The sequence below is a fragment of the Streptomyces sp. NPDC049887 genome (assembly GCF_040656535.1).
Taxonomy (GTDB): domain Bacteria; phylum Actinomycetota; class Actinomycetes; order Streptomycetales; family Streptomycetaceae; genus Streptomyces.
Window position 1 is genome coordinate 50,683 of record NZ_JBFAMM010000023.1, and the last position, 21,172, is coordinate 71,854.

The following is a 21,172-nucleotide window of genomic DNA, read 5'->3' on the forward strand; positions in this document are numbered from 1 at the left end:
CCCCCACCGGGGCCGGGACCGGCGGCCGCACCTCACGGAGACCCGGCAACCCGCCCTACCGCGGTCCGTACTTGCGGCCCGCCCTGGAGCTGACCCCGCCCAGCAGACCCCGCGGGGCGAGCTTCACCACGCCCATCAGCGCCTTGTAGCGCGGATCGGGCACCGACAGCGTCTTGCCGCGCGACAGATCGGCGAGTGCCGACGACACCAGCTTGTCGGCGTCCAGCCACATCCAGCCCGGGATGTTGTCCGTGCCCATCCCCGCCCGTTGGTGGAACTCGGTGCGCACGAACCCAGGGCAGAGCGCCATCAGCCGAACCCCCGTGCCCGCCAGGTCCCGGGCCGCGCCCTGGGTGAACTGCACGACCCACGCCTTGGACGCCCCGTAGGTGCCGCGCGGCACGAACGCGGCGACCGAGGCCACGTTCACCACTCCGCCCCGGCCCCGGTCGCGCATGGGCGCGGTGGCGGCGGCCGTCAGTCGCAGCACGGCCTCGCAGTGCACCTTGAGCATCCGCAGCTCGTCGGACATGGAGACCTCCAGGAAGCGCCCCTTGTTGCCGAACCCGGCGTTGTTGACGAGCAGGTCCACCGGCCGCCTGCGTTCGCCGAGCCGCTGCTCCACGGAGGAGATGCCGTCGTCCTCGGCCAGGTCGGCGGTCAGCACCTCCGCCTCGATGCCGTGCCGGTCGTGTAGTTCGGTGGCCTGCTCCTGGAGGCGCTTGGTGTCCCGGGCGACCAGGACCAGATCGTGCCCGTCCGCCGCGAGCCGCCGCGCGAACGCGGCCCCGATGCCCGCGGTCGAGCCCGTGATGAGTGCTGTCGTCATAGGCGGCACGTTAGTGCGCCGCGTGCACGGGCGCCGTGCGAGCCCGGCCGCGGTGCCGGACCGTCAGCCCTGCGGGCGGGTTGGGGCGGTGGGTGTCACCCGGCGGGGCGCGGTGCGGGTCCGGGGCGGCGGAGTTCGTCTTCGGCGGGAAGGACCGCGACGGTGGGTCGTTCCCCTGGGGTACGGGGTGACGAGTCGTCATCCGGCCCCCGGAAAGGCCGCCCGGCGGTTGCGAAGCACACCGGGCCGCTCCGGAGCCCGGCCGCCCCGCCCGTCCCCTCCCGTTCCGGGTCCGCGCCCGCCGCCGTCCTGACCGGCGTGCCCCGTCGGTTCCCGGCCCCCGCCTCTGCCCGCGGGCAGAGGCGCGCCGGCGCAGCGTCAGCCGCCGTGCTTCTCCGCGTACCGTTGGGCGGCCTCCAGCAACGAGGCCTCCATCCACGGCGCCGCGGCGAGCGTGCGCGGCAGCAACTCCCGTTCCAGCGTGGCCGCCCTGAACAGCAGCGCGACGGTGATGTCGTGGTCGGGCCGCTGCACGACCCGCACCGGATCGCCCGGCCGGAGCGTCCCCGGTTCGATCACCCGCAGCAGCGCGCCGGGCTGCCCCGCCCGGGTGAACCGCCTCACCCAGCCCTTCTCCCCGAGGTGCCCCTGGAAGGTGCTGCAGGGCACCCGGCCGCCCGTGACCTCGAGGACCACCTCCGAACCGATGCGCCAGCGCTCCCCGATCAGCGCTCCGTTCACGTCGAGACCGGTGGTCGTCAGGTTCTCCCCGAACGCGCCGTCCGCCAGCGGCCGGCCCAGCTCCCGCTCCCAGTGGTCGAGGTCCTCGCGGGCGTAGGCGGTGACGGCCCGGTCGTCGCCCCCGTGGAAGCGGGGGTCGCCGATCTCGTCCCCCTCCACCCCGCTCGCCCCGGCACCCTGCGGCCCGGGGGCGAAGACCCGCACCGGGCCCGCGACGGGCCGCTTGTCCACACCGCTGAGGCCGGAGGCCGCGGAGGTGTGCTCGACGGCCTTGAGCCGCCCCACGTTCACCGAGAGAAGTTCCATGCCCCGACGCTAAACCGACTTACCCAAAGCATCCATTGAATATCTCCACACCGCCCCAAGTGCCCCTTATGATCGAGGGGTGATCGAAGCCCGCCACCTCCGTGTCCTGCGCGCCGTGGCCGCCACCGGTTCCTTTTCCGCGGCGGCCCGTGAGCTGGGCTGCACCCAGCCCGCGGTCAGCCAGCAGATGAAGGCCCTCGAGGCGTCCGCGGGGACCCCGCTGCTGGTCCGCACCGGCCGGGAGATGCGCCTCACCCAGGCGGGGGAGGCCCTGGTGCGCCACGCGGCGGGCATCCTGGCCGGGCTCACCGCGGCCGAGGAGGAGGTCGCCGCGATCGCCGGGCTCCGCGCCGGCCGGGTCCGGCTGGTGTCCTTCTCCAGCGGCAGCTCCACGTTGGTGCCCACCGCCCTCGCCGCCCTGCGTGCCGCGCACCCGGGCACGCGCGTCTCTTTGGTCGAGGCGGAGCCGCCCCGATCCGAGGAGATGCTGCGCGAGGGGGACTGCGACGTGGCGCTGGCTTTCCGGTACGGCGCCGGAGGCACGGAGTGGGCGGACCTCGTCGTACGGCCGCTGCTCAGCGACCGGCTGGTGGGGCTGGTGCCCGAGGGGCACCGCCTCGCCGACGCGGGATCCGTCTCCATCGCGGACCTCGCGGACGAGTCGTGGATCGCCGGGTGCCCCCGCTGCCGCCGCCAGCTCGTGGCGGTCTGCGAGGAGTCGGGGTTCACCCCCAGGATCGACTTCGCCACGGACGACTACCCGGCCGTGGTCGGGCTCGTCGGTGCCGGTCTCGGTGTCGCGGTGCTGCCGGAGCTCGCACTGGAGTCAGTGCTGCCCAAGGGGGCTCGCACGGTGGCGGTGGAACCCTCCGTCCGCCGCGAGATCGTCGCCCTGACCCTGCCCGATCTGGCTCAGGTCCCCACGGTCGCGGCCACGCTGGACCGGCTGGCCCTGGCCGCCGCCCGCTGACGCGACGATGCGCCACCCACGCCGCCCGGATGCGGGACGGTCCCGGACGTGGCCCGGATGGTGCAGGAACGTTTCTTCTCAAGTCGTCGACGGCCGTGGTCAGCCGTGCGGCGTGCTCCCCGCGCCCCCTGCCGGGATCAGCCGGTGCCGAGCCCGCCCCATCAGCTCCTCGCGTTCGTCCTCCGTCAGTCCGCCCCACACCCCGTAGGGCTCCCGTACCGCGAGTGCGTGCGCCGCGCACTCCGCGCGTACCGGGCACCTCATGCAGACCTCCTTCGCCGAGTTCTCGCGCGCACTCCTTGCCGCGCCGCGTTCCCCCTCGGGATGGAAGAAGAGTGAGCTGTCTACCCCACGGCACGCTGCGAGCAGCTGCCAGTCCCACAGATCGGCGTTCGGTCCGGGAAGGCGGGAGAAATCTGCCATAGCGCATGTCCCCTTGTAGCCGTGCTGAGTGGTTCTGAGCTCCGACCGTACATCTACGGTGTAAGTAGATGTAAATATGACTCATTGCGAATCTAGCCGCAGACACCAGTAAATGGGAAGAAATGCAGCTAAATGGGGCATGGCTGCCCATCTGACATGCAGTTGAACTGTGTCGCTCTCCTCCGTTCGCGGGCCCTCACGTAGAGTGCCGAAGGTGCCCGGCCCACCCGTAACTCTTTCGAGTGACCGTCGTTGAGAGGGCGGAGGCGGTTGAGAGAACAAGCGCTCGGGCAGAAGTCCGGGGGCGTCAACCGCACAGGTGACGATACGTAACCAGCCTGGAGGCTCAAGGTGACGCGCATCAGCTGCGGAGGGCGGCCATGACATCCGTCCTCGTCTGCGACGACTCCCCGCTCGCCCGAGAGGCGCTCCGCCGCGCGGTGGCAACCGTGCCCGGCGTCGAGCGCGTGACGACCGCGGCCAACGGCGAGGAAGTCCTCCGCCGCTGGGGGGCCGACCGCTCGGATCTGATTCTGATGGACGTACGCATGCCCGGACTGGGCGGCGTGGAGACGGTCCGCCGGCTTCTCTCCGCCGACCCCGGAGCCCGGATCATCATGCTCACCGTCGCCGAGGACCTGGACGGCGTCGCGCTCGCCGTCGCCGCCGGCGCCCGTGGATACCTGCACAAGGACGCTTCGCGCGCCGAACTGCGGGCCACGGTCACCCAGGCCCTCGCCGACCCTACCTGGCGGCTCGCCCCGCGCCGGCTGCGCTCGGCCGAGATGGGCGCCGCGCCGACCCTCACCGCCCGGGAGATCCAGGTGCTCGAGGGCATGAGTCACGGCAGGTCCAACGCCGAGATCGGGCGTGAGCTGTTCCTCTCCGAGGACACGGTGAAAACGCACGCCAGGCGGCTGTTCAAGAAGCTGGGCGCCTCGGACCGGGCGCACGCCGTCGCGCTCGGATTCCGCTGGGGCCTGGTCCGCTGAACGGTGCCGGGCGAAGCCGGGACCGGTCCCGGCGGGCGAACCGGAGGGGCGCGCGGCCGTCGTGCACGCGACGCGCGCCCGGGGCCCTGTCGCACGGGCCGCACGGGCATCATGAGTCCCGCCCGTCATACGGTGGGCGGGGCGGTGGACGACGGCGGGCGCACGTTTCCCGCGCGATGCCGCATCCTTGAGTTGTGGAGTTCCTCGGGGACGAGTCGGTCGAGCGCAAGGGGAGGGCGCAGGAGATGAGTTCCGGCGCACCTGCTCATAACGCTTCGGTGCACAACTACGGACGCGGTGCCACGGACCAGCGGCAGCCAAGGCACCATGGACCGATGCGCGACGACGAGGCGGCGGCTGCCCAGGGGGCCATCGGTGCCCTCGTTCAGCGTGCCGTCGACGGCGACGACCAGGCCACTCACGATCTGCTGGCCCGGGTCCACCCGCTCGCGCTGCGGTACTGCCGCACCCGGCTGAGCCGGCTGCCCGGTGACGCCCGTCACTTCGTCGAGGACCTCGCGCAGGAAGTCTGCGTCGCGGTCCTCATGGCACTGCCACGCTACAAGGACACCGGCCGCCCCTTCGAGGCCTTTGTCTTCGCGATCGCCGCGCACAAGGTCGCCGATCTCCAGCGGGCCGCCATGCGGCACCCCGGGTCCACCGCGGTGCCGTCCGACGAGATGCCGGAGCGACCCGACGACTCGCTGGGTCCCGAGGAGCGTGCACTGCTCAGCGATGACGCGGAGTGGGCCAAGCGGCTGCTCGCCAGTCTCCCGGAGACCCAGCGCGAGCTGCTGGTGCTGCGGGTCGCGGTCGGCCTCACCGCGGAGGAGACCGGACAGATGCTCGGCATGTCGCCGGGTGCGGTCCGCGTCGCGCAGCACCGGGCCCTCAGCAGACTGCGGGCGCTCGCGGAGCAGTAGCGTGGAGGGCGGCGGCTGAACCGCACGAGCGCCACGTCCGTACGTACGAACGTACAAAGCTGCTCGGTGATCTTGATCGTGGAATGAGACACCTTCGGATCCCGTTAGCATGGACATCCGCACCGATCAAGGCCATTTGGGGAAGGTGTCATGACTGCATACGTCGACGGAGTGCCCGAGAAATTCGCGACACTCGGGCTGACCTACGACGACGTGCTGCTCCTGCCCGGCGCGTCCGACATGGCGCCCGACCAGATCGACGCCTCCTCGCTCGTCTCGAAGAACGTCCGGGTGAACATCCCGCTGCTGTCCGCGGCCATGGACAAGGTCACCGAGTCCCGGATGGCCATCGCCATGGCCCGCCAGGGCGGCGTCGGCGTGCTGCACCGCAACCTCTCCATCGCCGACCAGGCCAACCAGGTCGACCTGGTGAAGCGCTCCGAGTCCGGCATGGTCACCGACCCGATCACGGTGCACCCGGACGCGACGCTCGCCGAGGCGGACGCGATCTGCGCCAAGTTCCGCATCAGCGGCGTTCCCGTCACCGACGCGGCCGGCAAGCTGCTGGGCATCGTCACCAACCGCGACATGGCCTTCGAGACGGACCGCTCCCAGCAGGTGCGTGACGTCATGACCCCGATGCCGCTGGTGACGGGCAAGGTCGGCATCTCCGGTGTCGACGCCATGGAGCTGCTGCGGCGCCACAAGATCGAGAAGCTTCCGCTGGTCGACGACGCGGGCATCCTCAAGGGCCTCATCACCGTCAAGGACTTCGTCAAGGCCGAGAAGTACCCGAACGCCGCGAAGGACAAGGACGGCCGGCTCATCGTCGGCGCCGCCGTCGGTGTCGCCGGTGACGCGTTCGAGCGCGCCCAGGCCCTCATCGAGGCCGGCGTCGACTTCATCGTGGTCGACACCGCGCACGGCCACTCCAAGCTGGTCGGCGACATGGTCGCCAAGATCAAGTCGAACGCCCCCGTCGACGTCATCGGCGGCAACGTCGCGACCCGCGACGGCGCCCAGGCGCTGATCGACGCCGGCGTGGACGGAATCAAGGTCGGCGTCGGCCCCGGCTCCATCTGCACCACCCGGGTCGTCGCCGGCATCGGCGTCCCGCAGGTCACCGCGATCTACGAGGCGTCCCTCGCCGCCAAGGCGGCGGGCGTCCCGGTCATCGGCGACGGCGGCCTGCAGTACAGCGGCGACATCGCCAAGGCCCTGGTCGCCGGTGCCGACACGGTGATGCTCGGCTCACTGCTCGCCGGCTGCGAGGAGTCGCCGGGCGAGTTGCTCTTCATCAACGGCAAGCAGTTCAAGTCGTACCGCGGCATGGGCTCGCTCGGCGCCATGCAGTCCCGCGGTGACCAGCGCTCCTTCTCCAAGGACCGCTACTTCCAGGAGGGCGTCGCCTCCGACGAGAAGCTCGTTCCCGAGGGCATCGAGGGCCAGGTGCCCTACCGCGGCCCGCTCTCGGCGGTCGTCCACCAGCTCGTGGGCGGCCTGCGCCAGTCGATGTTCTACGTCGGCGGCCGCACGGTGCCGGAGCTGCAGGACCGGGGCCGGTTCGTCAGGATCACCTCGGCGGGTCTCAAGGAGAGCCACCCGCACGACATCCAGATGACGGTCGAGGCGCCCAACTACAGCAGGAAGTAGCGCGAACCGCCGCAGGTGGCGGCGGCCGCGTTTCCGCAGGGGCGGTTCCGGGGATTCCCGGGACCGCCCCTGACATGTGTGTCGGGGATACTGGTAGGCGCAGACGTAGAGGGAAAGGCCACACATCGTGACTGAGATCGAGATCGGGCGCGGCAAGCGCGGCCGCAGGGCGTACGCGTTCGACGACATCGCCGTCGTACCGAGCCGGCGCACCCGGGACCCGAAGGAGGTCTCGATCGCGTGGCAGATCGACGCCTACCGCTTCGAGCTCCCGTTCCTGGCCGCCCCCATGGACTCCGTCGTCTCCCCGCAGACCGCGATCCGCATCGGTGAGCTGGGCGGACTGGGCGTGCTGAACCTCGAGGGCCTGTGGACCCGGTACGAGGACCCGCAGCCGCTGCTCGACGAGATCGCCGAGCTGCCCGCCGAGAGCGCGACCCGCCGTCTGCAGGAGATCTACGCCGCCCCGATCAAGGAGGAGCTGATCGGGCAGCGCCTGAAGGAGGTGCGTGACTCCGGCGTCGTCACGGCCGCCGCCCTGTCGCCCCAGCGCACCGCGCAGTTCTCCAAGACCGTCGTCGACGCGGGCGTGGACATCTTCGTCATCCGCGGCACGACCGTCTCGGCCGAGCACGTCTCGGGTGCGGCCGAGCCGCTGAACCTGAAGCAGTTCATCTACGAACTCGACGTCCCGGTCATCGTCGGCGGCTGCGCCACGTACACGGCGGCCTTGCACCTGATGCGCACCGGCGCGGCGGGCGTCCTCGTCGGCTTCGGCGGCGGCGCCGCGCACACCACCCGCAATGTGCTGGGGATCCAGGTGCCCATGGCGACGGCCGTCGCGGACGTCGCCGCGGCCCGCCGCGACTACATGGACGAGTCCGGCGGCCGGTACGTCCACGTCATCGCCGACGGCGGTGTCGGCTGGTCGGGCGACCTCCCGAAGGCCATCGCCTGCGGCGCGGACGCCGTGATGATGGGCTCCCCGCTGGCCCGCGCGACGGACGCGCCCGGCCGGGGCCACCACTGGGGCATGGAGGCCGTCCACGAGGACGTGCCGCGCGGCAAGCTCGTCGACCTGGGCATCGTGGGTACGACGGAGGAGATCCTCACCGGTCCGTCGCACAACCCCGACGGCTCGATGAACCTCTTCGGCGCCCTGCGACGCGCCATGGCCACGACGGGCTACAGCGAGCTCAAGGAGTTCCAGCGCGTCGAGGTGACGGTCGCGGACTCCCAGCACAAGCGCTGACGGTCCGGCCCGGGCGGTGCGCACGGGAGGGGTCCGGCACCGGCGCGGTGCCGGACCCCTCCCGTTGCCGCGTGCCGGGGATGTGCGACAGGTGGCGCTGAAGGCCGGCGCCCGGTTCCGAGACCGCACACACCGAGTCCACCGGCGCCCCGAGGGTCACAGACGGTGTGCCGCGCCCACGGGGGAGGCCCCCCTGGTGTCCAGGAAGATCTGTGCCTTGACGGCCAGCCCTTGCAGGTCGTACGTGCGGTGGTGCTGCAGCAGCACGGTGAGGTCGGCGGTGGCCGCGGCCTCGTACAGGGAGTCGGCGCGGGGCACGGGACGGTCGTTCACCCGCCAGTCCGTCACATAGGGGTCGTGGTAGCCGACGGAGGCGCCCAGTTCCATCAGCCGATGCGCGATCTCCGGGGCGGGGGAGCCCTGCCGGTCGGCGAGGTCCGGCTTGTAGGTGATCCCGAGGAGGAGGATCCGCGCCGCGCGTGCCGACTTGCCGTGCTCGTTCAGCAGGGTCGCGCAGCGCTGGACGACGTAGCTCGGCATGCGTTCGTTGATCTGCCCCGCGAGCTCCACGAGCCGCAGCGAGCGGTGGGGGCCGACGGTGGCGACGGGGAGGCCGTGCCCGCCCACTCCGGGGCCGGGGCGGAACGCCTGGAACCCGAACGGCTTGGTCTCGGCGCAGCGGATGACGTCCCACAGGTCGACGCCGAGGTCCTGGCAGAGCACCGCCATCTCGTTGACCAGGGCGATGTTGACGTGCCGGAAGTTGGTTTCCAGGAGTTTGACGGCCTCGGCCTCGCGCAGTCCGCGGGCGCGGACCACCTTGTCGCTGACGCGGCTGTAGAAGGTCGCCGCCGACTCGGTGCAGGCGGGTGTGAGGCCGCCGATCACCTGGGGGGTGTTGGCCGGGCCGTGGGCGCGGTTGCCGGGGTCGAGCCGGCTGGGGGAGTACGCCAGATGGAAGTCGGCGCCCGCGCGCAGCCCCGAGCCCTCCTCGAGGATCGGCCGCAGATAGCCCTCCGTGGTGCCGGGTTCGACCGGGGACCCGAGGAGCACGGTGGTGTGCGGCCGCAGCCGTGCGGCCAGCGCCCGGGCGGCCGCGCCGACCGCCGTGAGATCGAGCCTGCGGTCAGGGCCGAGGGGGGTAGGCGCGCAGATGACGGCGGTGCGCACCCTGCCCAGCTCGGCGGCGTCGGTGGTGGGCCGGAAGCCCCCCGAGAGCATCCGGCGGATCTCCGACGCGCTGAGGGAGCCGTCCACGGGGGGACGTCCCGCGGCGAGTTCGGCGGCGGGGCGGGGATCGGGGTCGTAGCCGATGGTCCCGATGCCCGCGGCCGCGGCGGCCTGGGCGAGGGGAAGTCCGAGGTGGCCGAGTCCGATGACGGCGAGATCTGCGGGCATGGCGGTGAGCCGTCCTTCCCAATAGCCGAAGGGCACGTGACGCGCAAGTCCTGTGGACAGAACGAGCAGGGGCAATGTCAGACTAGGAGTAAATATGACCGTTATGCGGTATTGCGCGCGTCAGGTCGCCCGAGTGTTGTCCACAGGCGGTGGCTGAAGTCCGGGAGTGCGGACAGAATCGAGTGTGTGGGCCCGACCAATGGGGGCGACGGGAGGCACCGTGAGGACAGCGACACTGGGACCGGCGCAGCGCGCCGAGGCCCTGGCCGCGATGGCGGAGCGCGAGCTGGACGTACTGGTGGTCGGCGGCGGAGTGGTCGGCGCGGGGACCGCGCTGGACGCGGTGACACGCGGGCTGTCCACCGGAATCGTCGAGGCGCGTGACTGGGCGTCGGGCACGTCGAGCAGATCGAGCAAGCTGATCCACGGCGGGCTGCGCTATCTGGAGATGCTGGACTTCGCGCTGGTGCGGGAAGCCCTCAAGGAGCGCGGACTGCTGCTGGAGCGGATCGCCCCGCACCTCGTGAAGCCCGTGCCCTTCCTCTATCCGCTGCAGCACAAGGGCTGGGAGCGGGTCTACGCCGGAGCGGGCGTCGCGCTGTACGACACGATGTCGGTGTCCTCCGGCCACGGCCGCGGTCTGCCCGTCCACCGCCACCTGAGCCGCAGGCGCGCCCTCCAGGTGGCCCCCTGTCTGCGGAAGGACGCCCTGGTGGGTGCCCTGCAGTACTACGACGCCCAGATGGACGACGCCCGCTACGTGGCGACCCTGGTGCGCACGGCCGCCTCGTACGGCGCGCACGCCGCCAGCAGGGCACCCGTCATAGGCTTCCTCCGCGAGGGGGAGCGCGTCGTCGGCGCCCGGGTGAAGGACGTCGAGACGGGCGGGGAGTACGAGATCAGGACGAAGCAGATCGTGAACGCCACGGGCGTCTGGACCGACGACACCCAGGCCATGATCGGTGAGCGCGGCCAGTTCCACGTCCGGGCCTCCAAGGGCATCCACCTCGTCGTGCCCAGGGACCGGATCCACTCGACCACCGGCCTCATCCTGCGCACCGAGAAGTCCGTCCTCTTCGTCATCCCCTGGGGGCGGCACTGGATCTTGGGCACCACGGACACCGAGTGGGACCTGGACAAGGCACACCCGGCGGCCTCCAGCGCCGACATCGACTACCTTCTGGCGCACGTGAATTCGGTGCTCGCCGTGCCGCTCACCCGCGACGACGTCGAGGGCGTGTTCGCGGGTCTGCGTCCGCTCCTCGCCGGGGAGTCGGACGCCACGAGCAAGCTCAGCCGCGAGCACACGGTGGCGCACCCGGTGCCCGGTCTGGTCGTCGTCGCCGGCGGCAAGTACACGACGTACCGGGTGATGGCGAAGGACGCGGTGGACGAGGCGGTCCACGGGCTGGACCGCCGGGTGGCGGAGTGCGTCACCGAGGACGTGCCGCTGCTGGGGGCCGAGGGCTACCGCGCCCTGTGGAACGCGCGGGCGAGGACCGCGGAGAGGACGGGCCTCCATGTCGCCCGTGTCGAGCACCTGCTGAACCGGTACGGGTCCATGACCGAGGAACTGCTGGAGCTCGTTTCGGCCGATCCGGGGCTCGGCCGGCCGCTTTCCGGGGCGGACGACTACCTGCGGGCCGAAGTCGTGCACGCCGCCTCCCACGAGGGGGCACGGCACCTCGACGACGTGCTCACCCGGCGGACCCGCATCTCCATCGAGACCTTCGACCGGGGCACGCGCTGCGCGCGGGAGTGCGCCGAGCTGATGGCCCCGGTGCTCGGCTGGGACAAGGAGCAGATCGAGAAAGAAGTCGAGCACTACGAGAAGCGGGTGGAGGCCGAGCGGGAGTCGCAGCTGCAGCCGGACGACCTGACGGCCGACGCGGCGCGGCTGGGCGCACCGGACATCGTCCCGATCTAGGATCCTGCGGAATCCCCTTCTCCGGAGCCTTCCTGACGCTCGGTGGACCCGGGAGCTGTACCAGTCCCGGAGTGCGAGAGAATGGGGGCTCTTCCAGGGCGGGTTACCGCATCGCGCGGGAGCGGCGGGCGCGGGCGAGGATCAGGGATCGCAGAGGGGACGCATGTCGGAGGCGGAGCAGTCGCGGGACACGACACCGGAACCCCTTCGGGACGCGCGGCCGGAGGGCGGACACGCCACCGGCGCGGACCCCGCGGCGAGTTCGGCCGCGGAGCGGTCCGAGCGTCCGGACACGGGCTCCCGTTCCCGTGACGGCGGTTCGGGTGGGACCGCGGACAAGGGCACGGCGCGGGACTCCGCGCGCGGCGCGGCGGACGACGCCGTCGGCCGAGGCGGGCGGGGCGGTGGCACCGGTCCCGAGGGCGCGGCCGGGGACGCGGGGTCGGAGCCCGGGCGGGACGCGGCCGCGCCCGAGCCCGGTGACGGGTCCGGCCCCGATGGCGCGAACGCGCCTGCGGCGGGCGCCGGTACGCGTACGGAACCGGCTGCGGGGCAGGCGAACCCGATGAAGGACGGTGGGTCACAGAGCACGGACCGGCGGACGGCCCCGGCGGACCCGGCGGAGCGTGGTGCGGTGCGGGACGCGGCCGGTGACGGTGGATCGCGGGATACGGACCGCGACCCCGGGGCGGGTGCTCCCGAGGACGCCGCGGACGGGGGCGCGCGCGGCCCGGCCAGGGAACCGGCGGACCGGAGGGCTTCCGGGCGCGGTGACGCGAAGGCCGCGGAGACGGGCTCAGGCCCGGCCGGCCGGGCGGGCGAAGCGAAGGCCGCGGGGACCTCTTCGCGACGTGGACCGACCGCCGAGGGGCGGTTGTTGGCCGGCCGGTACCGGCTGGGAGGCGTCCTCGGGCGCGGGGGCATGGGCACCGTATGGCGAGCCGACGACGAGACGCTCGGCCGCACGGTCGCCGTGAAGGAACTGCGCTTCCCGAACAGCATCGACGAGGACGAGAAGCGCCGCCTCATCACCCGGACCCTGCGCGAGGCGAAGGCGATCGCCCGGATCCGCAACACCGGCGCCGTCACCGTCTACGACGTCGTCGACGAGGACGACCGCCCGTGGATCGTGATGGAGCTCGTCGAGGGCAAGTCCCTCGCCGAGGCCATCCGTGAGGACGGCCTCCTGACGCCCCGGCGGGCCGCCGAGGTCGGTCTGGCCGTCCTCGACGTCCTGCGTTCCGCGCACCGCGAGGGCATCCTGCACCGCGATGTGAAGCCGTCCAACGTCCTCATCTCGTCGGACGGCCGGGTCGTGCTCACCGACTTCGGCATCGCCCAGGTCGAGGGCGATCCCTCGATCACCTCCACCGGCATGCTCGTCGGCGCGCCCTCGTACATCTCCCCGGAGCGCGCCCGGGGCCACAAGCCCGGCCCGGCCGCCGATCTCTGGTCGCTGGGCGGTCTGCTGTACGCGAGCGTGGAGGGCTGCCCTCCGTACGACAAGGGCTCGGCCATCGCGACGCTGACCGCCGTGATGACCGAGCCGCTCGATCCGCCGAAGAACGCCGGTCCGCTGGAGGAGGTCATCTACGGCCTGCTGGCCAAGGACCCGGCGCAGCGGCTCGACGACGCCGGCGCCCGGGCGCTGCTGCGGAACGTGGTCGACGCCCCCGAGCACCCTGCGGAACCGCAGCCCTCGCCGGAGGCGACCCGCGTCGTGGCCCTGCCGGCCGTCCCGGCCGAGCCGGCCGTCCCCACCCGGGACCGGGCCAGGGAGGCCGCGGACGCGGCGGCCGAGCGGGTCCGCGGAGCACTGCGCTCCGTCCGGAACGCGGCTAAGAACGAGGCCGGTCGGACCGAGGACGGGGACGGCGCCGCCAAGCCCCCCGCGGCGCCCGCGGCCGCCCGGACGCCCCCCGCGCGGGCGGCGCTCACCGACGTGGTGCCCCGCCGCACACTGGTGGTCGTCGCGGTCGTCGCCGCGCTCGCGATCCTGTCCACGGTGCTCGTCGTCGCACTGCGCGGCGGCGGGGACGAGGGCGGGCAGAACAAGCCGAAGAGCGACACGGCCTCCGCCGGGAGCGCCGCGGGCGGCGACGCCGAGGGCGACGGCGGTGCCACCGGCGGCAGCGACCAGGGCGAGGGCGACGGCCGGCCCACGGGCGACGCCGGCAAGGACGGCGGGGGCACGGACACGGGCGGGGCGCAGCCGTCCGGCGGCACGGACCCCGGGGCGCCTGCGGGGAACGCACTCCCCGCCGGGTACGCGATGGTGTCGAACGATCAGTTCCACTTCACCATGGCGATGCCGAAGTCGTTCCGCCGCACCGGAACCGCCGGCCAGAACTCGGGTGCGATCTTCAGTGCGGACGGTGGTTTCCCGCGCCTCCAGGTCGACTTCACCGACAGCCCCAAGAGTGATGCCGCAGCCGCCTGGAACGCCGCACGGTTCGCGGTGAGCGGCAGCAGCAGCGGTTACAAGCACCTCGGGATCAAGCCCGTCGCGTACAAGGGCTATCCGACGGTCGCCGACTGGAGCTTCGAGCGCAACCAGGGCGGCCAGCGGGTGCGCGTGCTCAACCGCGGCTTCAAGGTCGACGCCCGCCACGGCTACTCGATCATGATCAGCTGCAAGGCGAGCGAATGGGACGGCGCGGAGTGCAGCACGCTGCGCAATACGGCGTTCGCCACGTTCGCCCCGAAGGACTGAGGTGGTTCGCCCCCAAGGGCTGGGCAGGCCACGTATCGTGAGAGGTCGTGGACCGTACGCAGCCGCAAGAGGCCGGTGAGTGACCGGAATTGATGGTTTCGTACGGTCCCCCGGGACCGGGGGCGGGGCTCTGACGGGCAGGGCCGCGCACACGACCGACCGTGGCACCGGCTCGAGCACGCCCGGTGGGAGACCCCACCGACGGGCAGGGGGACAACCGGGCCGGGAACGCTGCACGCTGGTGGGGAGGCGTCGTGGACGACTACGCGGGAAGGGTGCTGGCCGACCGCTACCGGCTTCCCCTGCCGCCTTCCGACGAGTACGAGCTCGTCGAGACGCGTGCCTTCGACACCTACAGCGGCCAGGAAGTCCTCGTCCGGCAGGTCCCGTTGCCCGAGGTCGTCGAGGCGGAGGTGCTCGACGAACGGGGTGGTGCCGGCGTTCCCCCACCGCGCCGGGCCGCGGGGCGCACCACCCGCCGGCCGACCGACCCGGCGGTGCGGCGGGCCGTGGAGGCGGCGCAGGCCGCCGCGCAGATCCCCGACCACCCGCGCCTCGACCAGGTCTTCGACGTGTTCGCCGAGGACGGGTCGCTGTGGATCGTCAGTGAGCTGGTCGCCGCGCGGCCGCTGGCCGCGCTGCTGGCCGAGAGGCCGCTGAACCCGTACCGGGCGGCGGAGATCGGCTCGGACGTGCTGACGGCCCTGCGCGCCCTCCACGCGCACGGCTGGACCCACCGGAACATCACCGTGCGTACGGTGCTCGTGTGCGACGACGGCCGTGTCGTGCTGACCGGACTCGCGGCGGGCGCGGCGGAGGAGGCCCTGTGCGGGTACGCGCCGGTCCCGGACCCCGTCGCCGGGGTCGAGGAGGCCGAGCCGGCGGATCCGCCGTACGGGCAGCCGTACCCGCCCCACGCGCCGCCGTATGCCGTGGGGACGGCTCCGCCGGCGTCCGGCGGTCAGGAATCCGCGGGCCCGGGAGCGGACGAGACGGAGTCCCACCGGGGGCGGCCTTCCCCCGGGCGGCTGCCCGCACCCCCGTCCCCGCCGGACCGGGCGCCCGGACCGCTCCTGCCCGGACCCGGCGGCGCGGTGGACCGGTACACCCCTCCCGCGTACGGCTACGGATTCGGCAGCGGCCCGGGCGACGCACGCGCCGCACGGGCAGGTGCGATCGCCGCCTACCGGGCGGGGGCCCGTGCCGCCGCCCGGCTCAGCGAGGAGAACCGGCAGGGGCCGGCCCGCGACGAGCGCGACCAGGACCGGGCCGGCGACGGCCGTACGGGCGCCGGTCCGCACCGCGACAGCAGGCCGGCCCTGCCCGGCGGCGCCGGCCCCGGCCCCACCGGCGCTCTTCCCGGGGGTGGTTCCGGGGCCGGCGAACGGCGTGCCGCCGAGGACGGCGGTCTCCTCGGCAGCGATGACGCGGGTCCCGCGGCCGATCCCGGGGGCCGCGGGTGGCAGGCCGCGGCCGGCGAGGGCGTCCACGGCACGGGCGAGGTCGTCCGCTCCCACGGCCACGCCGTGGCCGGCCCCGTCCCCGGCGAGCCCGACGGCACCGCCCGCCCGCCCGGCGGCGGCGACCTGACCGGCGTGCACGGCCGCCGCGACGAGAGCGGTGACCGGAGCGCGCTGCCGCCCGGGGGCCGTGCCTCGGGCGGTGCCGGAGGGGGTGCGCTGCCGCCCGGGGGCCGTGCGGCCGACGGCATCGGCCGGCTGCACCACCCCGGTGTGAGGGGCGAGTGGGAGGCACCCGAGGGTTTCGGTGCGCCCTCCGGTGCCGCGGTGCCCCCGCTCCGGCCCGGTCCGGCCCTGCCCGCTCCCCGCGCCGGGGCGCCCGCCCCGCAGTGGTGGTCGCGGCCGGCGGACGCCGAGGAGGCCGACGACGCCGACGAGCACGACGGCCCGGACGGCGGCCCCTACGGCGGCCCGGACGACGACCCGCCCGGCGGTCCCCGCCGGGTCCGGCTCGCCGGCGTCTGGCGCGACGGCCCCGCCTCGGACGGCGCCGCCCCGGTCCCCGCCGGTGGCAGCGCAGCCGCGTACGGTGGCAGCGCCCGCGACGCCCTGCGCGCCGACGCCCGGCGCGGGACCGACGCGGACACCGGTGCGCGGCCCGTCCCCGCGGGCCGTTGGGACGAGGTCGTCGCCGCCGGAGCGGCCCCGGCGCCCCACCGAGGTCCCACGACGCCCCTCGCGGCCGAGCGCGCCCGCCAGACCCGGATCGCGGTCGTCGGAGCGGTCACCGAGCGCTGGGCACCGGAGCAGGCGGGCCCGGTCCACGAGAACTGGCAACTGGCCCCGCCCATCGGCCCGGCCACCGACCTGTGGGCACTCGGCGCTCTGCTCTACCGCGCGGTGCAGGGCCATGCCCCGTACCCGGAGGAGAGTTCGGCCGAGCTCGTCCAGCTCGTCTGCGCGGAACCGCCGGCGTTCGCCGAGGAGTGCGGACCGCTGCGTCCGGTCGTGGAGTCGCTGCTGCGCCAGGACCCCACCGAGCGGCCGGACTTCGAGGAACTGCGCGGCTGGCTGCGTTCGCTCGTCCGCTCCGCCCCGGAACCCGACGCCGGCACCCAGGTGGTACCGCTTCCCTCCGTCGACGGCACCCGCCTCCCCGTCGTGCGGCGCAGGGGCGAGCTGGTCCGCAGGCGGCGCGGCGGCTCCGTCGAACCCCGGGGCCGGCACCGCCACAAGAAGGCCAGGGAGCCCAGGGTGCCCCGGGGACCCCGCGAGCGGCCGGCGCGCAGCCCGCGGTCACTGGGCCGGACTCTGCTCCTCCTGATCCTGCTCGCGCTCGCCGCGGCCATCGCCTACGCCGTGCTGTTCATGCCCAGGACCGGCTCCGGGTCCGCGCCGTCCTCCCAGCCCGCGTCGTCCTCGTCGCGGGGACCGGACCGGCCGGCGGACCAGGCCGGTGAGGCCGGCGGTGACCCGTCGCCGGACGGGAAGGGGCCGCAGACCTCCGCGCCCGCAGTGGACCTCGCCGACGGCTATGCCGTGCGCGTGGATCCCGAGGGTTTCCGGATCGGCGTCGACAAGACCTGGCGGCGCAGTCCGGTCAACGACAGCGGCCAGGTCCGTTACACCGGAGGGGACTTCACCCTCATCGTGGTCCCGGGCCGGGACACCGTCGGGGCGAACGGCTCCGACCCGATGGCGTACCAGCGCGACAAGGAGCGTGAGCTCCAGCCCTTCCGTGACTCGTCCTGGTCGACGGCATCCGGGCTGCGCCGGATCGACGTGGGCAAGCAGGCCATGGCGGAAGGCCAGTTCACCTGGCAGGACAGCACCGGTCGCGAGGTGTACGTCCGCAATCTCGCCATGATCGTCGGTGACAGTTACCACGTGCTGCAGGTGATCGGCCCCGAGGACCAGCGGGACAAGGTCACCGAGATCTACCAGCAGGCCACGACCGCGTACCGCGCCCGGAGTTGACCCCGGAGGCCGGGTCCCCACCGTCCCGCCGCTTCCGACCGCGCGCCGCAACCGCCACATCACGGTGCGAGTTACTGAGCCGCCCCAGGTTCCGTGTACGTACCTCCCCTCCGTAACCTGGGAATCCAAGGAACGGGGCGGAACACGTGGAACACGCACAGAGCGCGGGTACGGCAGCGGGACTCCTGCTGGCAGGCCGGTACCGACTGACCGAGAGCATCGGCCGCGGAGGCATGGGCAAGGTCTGGCGCGCGCAGGACGAAGTCCTCCACCGGACGGTCGCCGTCAAGGAACTGACCGCCGGTCTGTACGTGTCCGAGGCGGACCGCACGGTCCTGCACGCGCGCACCCAGAAGGAGGCCCGCGCCGCCGCCCGGATCAGCCACCCCAACGTTGTCACCGTCCACGACGTACTGGAGTACGACGGCCGGCCGTGGATCGTGATGCAGTACGTCGACGGGCCGTCACTCGCCGACGCGGCCAAGGAGTCCGGCCGTATCGAGCCGGCCGAGGCAGCCCGGATCGGGCTGCACGTCCTCGGGGCCCTGCGCGCCGCGCACGCCGCCGGGGTGCTGCACCGCGACGTCAAGCCCGGCAACGTGCTGCTCGCCTCCGACGGGCGGGTCCTCCTCACTGACTTCGGGATCGCGGCGATCGAGGGCGACTCGACCATCACCAGGACCGGTGAACTCGTCGGATCCATCGACTACCTGGCCCCCGAGCGGGTCCGGGGCGGCGACCCCGGGTCGGCCTCCGACCTGTGGTCCCTGGGCGCCACCCTCTACTCGGCGGTGGAGGGGAACTCGCCGTTCAGGCGCACGTCACCGCTGTCCACGATGCAGGCCGTGGTGACCGAGGAACACCCGCCCGCCCCGCACGCCGGAGCGCTGGAGCCCGTCATCTCCGCACTGCTGCGCAAGGAGCCCGACCAGCGGCCGCCGGCCGACGAGGCCGAGCGGATGCTGCTGGAGGCGATGGAGGGGCGTCGGCCCCGAGCGGCGCAGGCGTATGTGCCGACCCGGACAGTCGATCCGGAGGCCCGCCGGGCGGCGACCGCGCTGCTCGCCGGGCCGACGCCCGCCCCGGCTCCCGCCGCCTCCGTGGCGAAACGTTCCGGCGTCTGGCGTCGGGCGCTGGTCGTGGCCCTCCTCGCCGCCGTGGCGGGGGGCGCCGCCGGATTCCTCGCCCTGCAGTACGGAACCGGTGGCGGGAGCCCCGCCACCGACGACGCCGGATCCCCCGCCTCGGCCCCGGGTTCCGCTCCGAAGCCCGAGGACGGGGAGAAGTGGCAGCGGGTACGGGACCCCGAGGGCTTCAGCCTGCTCGTACCCGAGGGCTGGACGCGCCAGAGGGACGGCGACCAGATCGACTACACGCCCGACGACGGGCGCCGGCTCATCCGCATCAGCATCGACCCGACGCCCGACTTCGAGAACCCGTACATGCACATGCTCGACGTCGAGAAGACCGTCAGGACGCGGCTGCCGGAGTACAAGCGGGTGCGGCTGGACCAGAACACCTTCCGGGACCAGGAGAATTCCGCGCTGTGGGAGTTCACCTGGACCGAGACCAGGAACAACGCGGGGGAGCGGCGCGCCATCGACCAGGTCTACTACGGCGACGACGGCACCGAGTACGCGCTCTACATGTCCAGCCCGGCGGAGGAGTGGGCCACGACCCGGCAGCGCTTCCACAGGATGGTGCAGAGCTTCCAGCCCTCGGCGAGCTGACTCTGCCGCGGCTCTGCATCGCTCGACTCCGCCAGGAAGCGGGCCACGACGGGGACGGGTGCAACGCGAAGCCCCGCCGCCGCCCCGGATCGGCCAGATGTGGAGGCGCGCGGCGTGACAACCCCCTGATCAGGGCTTATCTGCCAGTGATCACTGGCGCGATGTGTGGACCTGGCGAAAAGCTGTTACCGACGGGTACCCAAAGTCATGATTGCGTCATACTCTCGCCCCCATGACGGACTCGCAGGCCCCCGCCGCCCAGCACACCGGCGCCCTCGGCACCAACCCCGCCGCCGCCTCCCCGGCCGGCGCGCGCACCGCCGCCGACGTGGTCACCCCCGAGGTGGTCGCCCAGCTCACCCGAGGCGTCGTCGGCTCCGGCCGTACCGCCAACCACACCCCGTTCACCGGGGAGAAGCTGGCAGACCTGCCCGAGTCCACCCCCGAGGACGTGGCCGACGCCTTCGCCCGTGCCCGGGCCGCCCAGCCCGCCTGGGCGGCGACCTCCCCGCGCGCCCGTGCCGCCGTGCTGCTGCGCTTCCACGACCTGGTCCTGGAGCGCCAGGCCGAGGTGCTGGACCTCATCCAGCTGGAGACCGGCAAGGCCCGTCTGCACGCCCACGAGGAGGTCCTGGCCGTCGCCGTGGCCGCCCGCCACTACGGCCGGAAGGCGCCTTCCTATCTGAGGCCCAAGCGGCACACCGGTGTCGTCCCGGTCCTCACCAAGACCACCGAACTGCGCCAGCCGCGCGGGGTGGTCGGCCAGATCGCCCCCTGGAACTACCCGCTGGAGCTGTCGGTCGGCGATGCGCTCCCCGCGTTCGTCTCCGGCAACGCCGTCGTGATGAAGCCCGACACCGAGACCGCGCTCACCGCACTCTGGGCCCGTGACCTGCTCATCGAGGCGGGGCTCCCGGCAGGTGTCTTCCAGGTCGTCCTGGGCGACGGCCCGGTCGTCGGCCCCGAGGTCGTGCGGCACGCCGACTACGTCTCGTTCACCGGTTCCACCCGCACCGGCCGCGAGGTCGCCCAGGGCGCCGCCGCCCGTCTCGTCGGCGTCTCCCTCGAACTCGGCGGCAAGAACGCCATGCTGGTGCTGCACGACGCCGACATCGACAAGGCCGCGGCCGGCGCCGTCCGCGCCTGCTTCTCCTCCGCCGGGCAGCTCTGCATCTCCATCGAGCGCCTGTACGTGCACGAGTCGGTCGCCGACGCGTTCGTGGAGCGCTTCGCGGCCCGTACCAGGGCCATGCGGCTGGGAAGTGCCCTCGCGTACGGAGCCGACATGGGCTCCCTGGTGGGCGAGCGCCAGCTGGAGACGGTGAAGCGGCATGTCGAGGAGGCCGTCGCCAAGGGCGCCACGCTCGTCGCGGGCGGCGTCCACCGCACCGACATCGGCCCGCTGTTCTACGAGCCGACGATCCTCGACGGGGTCGAGGCGCCGATGTCCGTCTGCACCGAGGAGACCTTCGGCCCGGTCGTCTCCGTCTACCGGTTCACGGACGAGGACGACGTGGTCGAGCAGGCCAACGCCACCCCGTACGGCCTCAACTCCAGCGTCTGGACCAAGGACGGCAGGCGCGGCCACGCGGTCGCCGCCCGGCTGCGCACCGGCACCGTCAACATCAACGAGGGATACGCCCCCGCCTACGGCAGCGTGCAGTCGCCGATGGGTGGCATGAAGGACTCCGGCCTGAGCCGGCGGCACGGCTCCGAGGGCATCCTCAAGTACACCGAGGCCCAGACCGTGGCACAGCAGCGGCTGATCCCGCTCGCCCCGTCCTTCGGCATGGACGACGAGAGGTACGCGGCGTTCATGAGCACGTCCCTGAAGGTGATGAAGGCCCTGCGGCTGCGCTAGCAGCACCCCAGCACCCG

Annotated in this window: 14 protein-coding genes; 10 read left to right on the forward strand and 4 right to left on the reverse strand. The window is 73.1% G+C overall.

What is annotated here, in order from left to right; translation table 11 throughout:
* Nucleotides 1-55 precede the first annotated feature (55 nt).
* Nucleotides 56-829, reverse strand: a complete 774-nt coding sequence (locus AB0J10_RS25220; RefSeq protein WP_363064731.1) for an SDR family oxidoreductase — start codon at nt 827-829, stop codon at nt 56-58.
* A 378-nt stretch (nt 830-1,207) separates the two neighbouring features.
* Nucleotides 1,208-1,876 carry an MOSC domain-containing protein gene (locus tag AB0J10_RS25225; RefSeq protein ID WP_363064732.1) on the reverse strand — a complete coding sequence of 223 codons (669 nt, stop codon included), beginning with the start codon at nt 1,874-1,876 and terminating at the stop codon, nt 1,208-1,210.
* 79 nt (nt 1,877-1,955) lie between these two features.
* Here AB0J10_RS25225 and AB0J10_RS25230 point away from each other — a divergent pair, with 79 nt between their 5' ends.
* Nucleotides 1,956-2,846 (forward strand): LysR family transcriptional regulator, encoded by an 891-nt coding sequence (locus AB0J10_RS25230; protein WP_363064733.1) that lies wholly within the window; start codon nt 1,956-1,958, stop codon nt 2,844-2,846.
* Nucleotides 2,847-2,945: 99 nt separating this feature from the next.
* Here the strand turns inward: AB0J10_RS25230 and AB0J10_RS25235 are convergent, their stop codons facing one another.
* A complete protein-coding gene (locus AB0J10_RS25235; RefSeq protein ID WP_363064734.1) occupies nt 2,946-3,269 on the reverse strand; it encodes a WhiB family transcriptional regulator in 324 nt (107 codons plus the stop codon).
* Between the two features lie 380 nt (nt 3,270-3,649).
* On the opposite strand from AB0J10_RS25235, the gene AB0J10_RS25240 reads away from it, so the two are divergent.
* The 4 genes from AB0J10_RS25240 to AB0J10_RS25255 all read left to right on the forward strand — a co-directional run bounded on the left by AB0J10_RS25240 (nt 3,650) and on the right by AB0J10_RS25255 (nt 8,089).
* Nucleotides 3,650-4,261 carry a response regulator transcription factor gene (locus AB0J10_RS25240; protein ID WP_003948568.1) on the forward strand — a complete coding sequence of 204 codons (612 nt, stop codon included), beginning with the start codon at nt 3,650-3,652 and terminating at the stop codon, nt 4,259-4,261.
* A gap of 335 nt (nt 4,262-4,596) precedes the next feature.
* Complete coding sequence (locus AB0J10_RS25245) at nt 4,597-5,184, forward strand: sigma-70 family RNA polymerase sigma factor (RefSeq protein ID WP_363064735.1); 588 nt, start codon at nt 4,597-4,599, stop codon at nt 5,182-5,184.
* A 150-nt stretch (nt 5,185-5,334) separates the two neighbouring features.
* Complete coding sequence (gene guaB, locus AB0J10_RS25250; protein ID WP_093656287.1) at nt 5,335-6,837, forward strand: IMP dehydrogenase; 1,503 nt, start codon at nt 5,335-5,337, stop codon at nt 6,835-6,837.
* Nucleotides 6,838-6,964: 127 nt separating this feature from the next.
* Nucleotides 6,965-8,089: a GuaB3 family IMP dehydrogenase-related protein gene (locus tag AB0J10_RS25255; protein ID WP_363064736.1), complete on the forward strand. Its 1,125-nt coding sequence runs from the start codon at nt 6,965-6,967 to the stop codon at nt 8,087-8,089.
* 156 nt (nt 8,090-8,245) lie between these two features.
* Here AB0J10_RS25255 and AB0J10_RS25260 read toward each other — a convergent pair whose 3' ends face one another.
* Nucleotides 8,246-9,487 (reverse strand): nucleotide sugar dehydrogenase, encoded by a 1,242-nt coding sequence (locus AB0J10_RS25260; protein WP_363064737.1) that lies wholly within the window; start codon nt 9,485-9,487, stop codon nt 8,246-8,248.
* Between the two features lie 220 nt (nt 9,488-9,707).
* Here AB0J10_RS25260 and AB0J10_RS25265 point away from each other — a divergent pair, with 220 nt between their 5' ends.
* The 5 genes from AB0J10_RS25265 (at nt 9,708) to AB0J10_RS25285 (ending at nt 21,155) form a co-directional block, all read left to right on the forward strand.
* Nucleotides 9,708-11,414, forward strand: coding sequence for a glycerol-3-phosphate dehydrogenase/oxidase (locus tag AB0J10_RS25265; RefSeq protein WP_363064738.1), 1,707 nt, complete (start codon nt 9,708-9,710; stop codon nt 11,412-11,414).
* A gap of 163 nt (nt 11,415-11,577) precedes the next feature.
* A complete protein-coding gene (locus AB0J10_RS25270; protein ID WP_363064739.1) occupies nt 11,578-14,127 on the forward strand; it encodes a protein kinase in 2,550 nt (849 codons plus the stop codon).
* A gap of 254 nt (nt 14,128-14,381) precedes the next feature.
* On the forward strand, nt 14,382-17,564 hold the full coding sequence (locus AB0J10_RS25275; protein ID WP_363064740.1) for a protein kinase: 3,183 nt from the start codon (nt 14,382-14,384) through the stop codon (nt 17,562-17,564).
* Nucleotides 17,565-17,710: 146 nt separating this feature from the next.
* Complete coding sequence (locus AB0J10_RS25280) at nt 17,711-19,294, forward strand: serine/threonine-protein kinase (protein ID WP_363064741.1); 1,584 nt, start codon at nt 17,711-17,713, stop codon at nt 19,292-19,294.
* Between the two features lie 232 nt (nt 19,295-19,526).
* Nucleotides 19,527-21,155, forward strand: a complete 1,629-nt coding sequence (locus AB0J10_RS25285; RefSeq protein ID WP_363064742.1) for a succinic semialdehyde dehydrogenase — start codon at nt 19,527-19,529, stop codon at nt 21,153-21,155.
* Nucleotides 21,156-21,172: the final 17 nt, after the last annotated feature.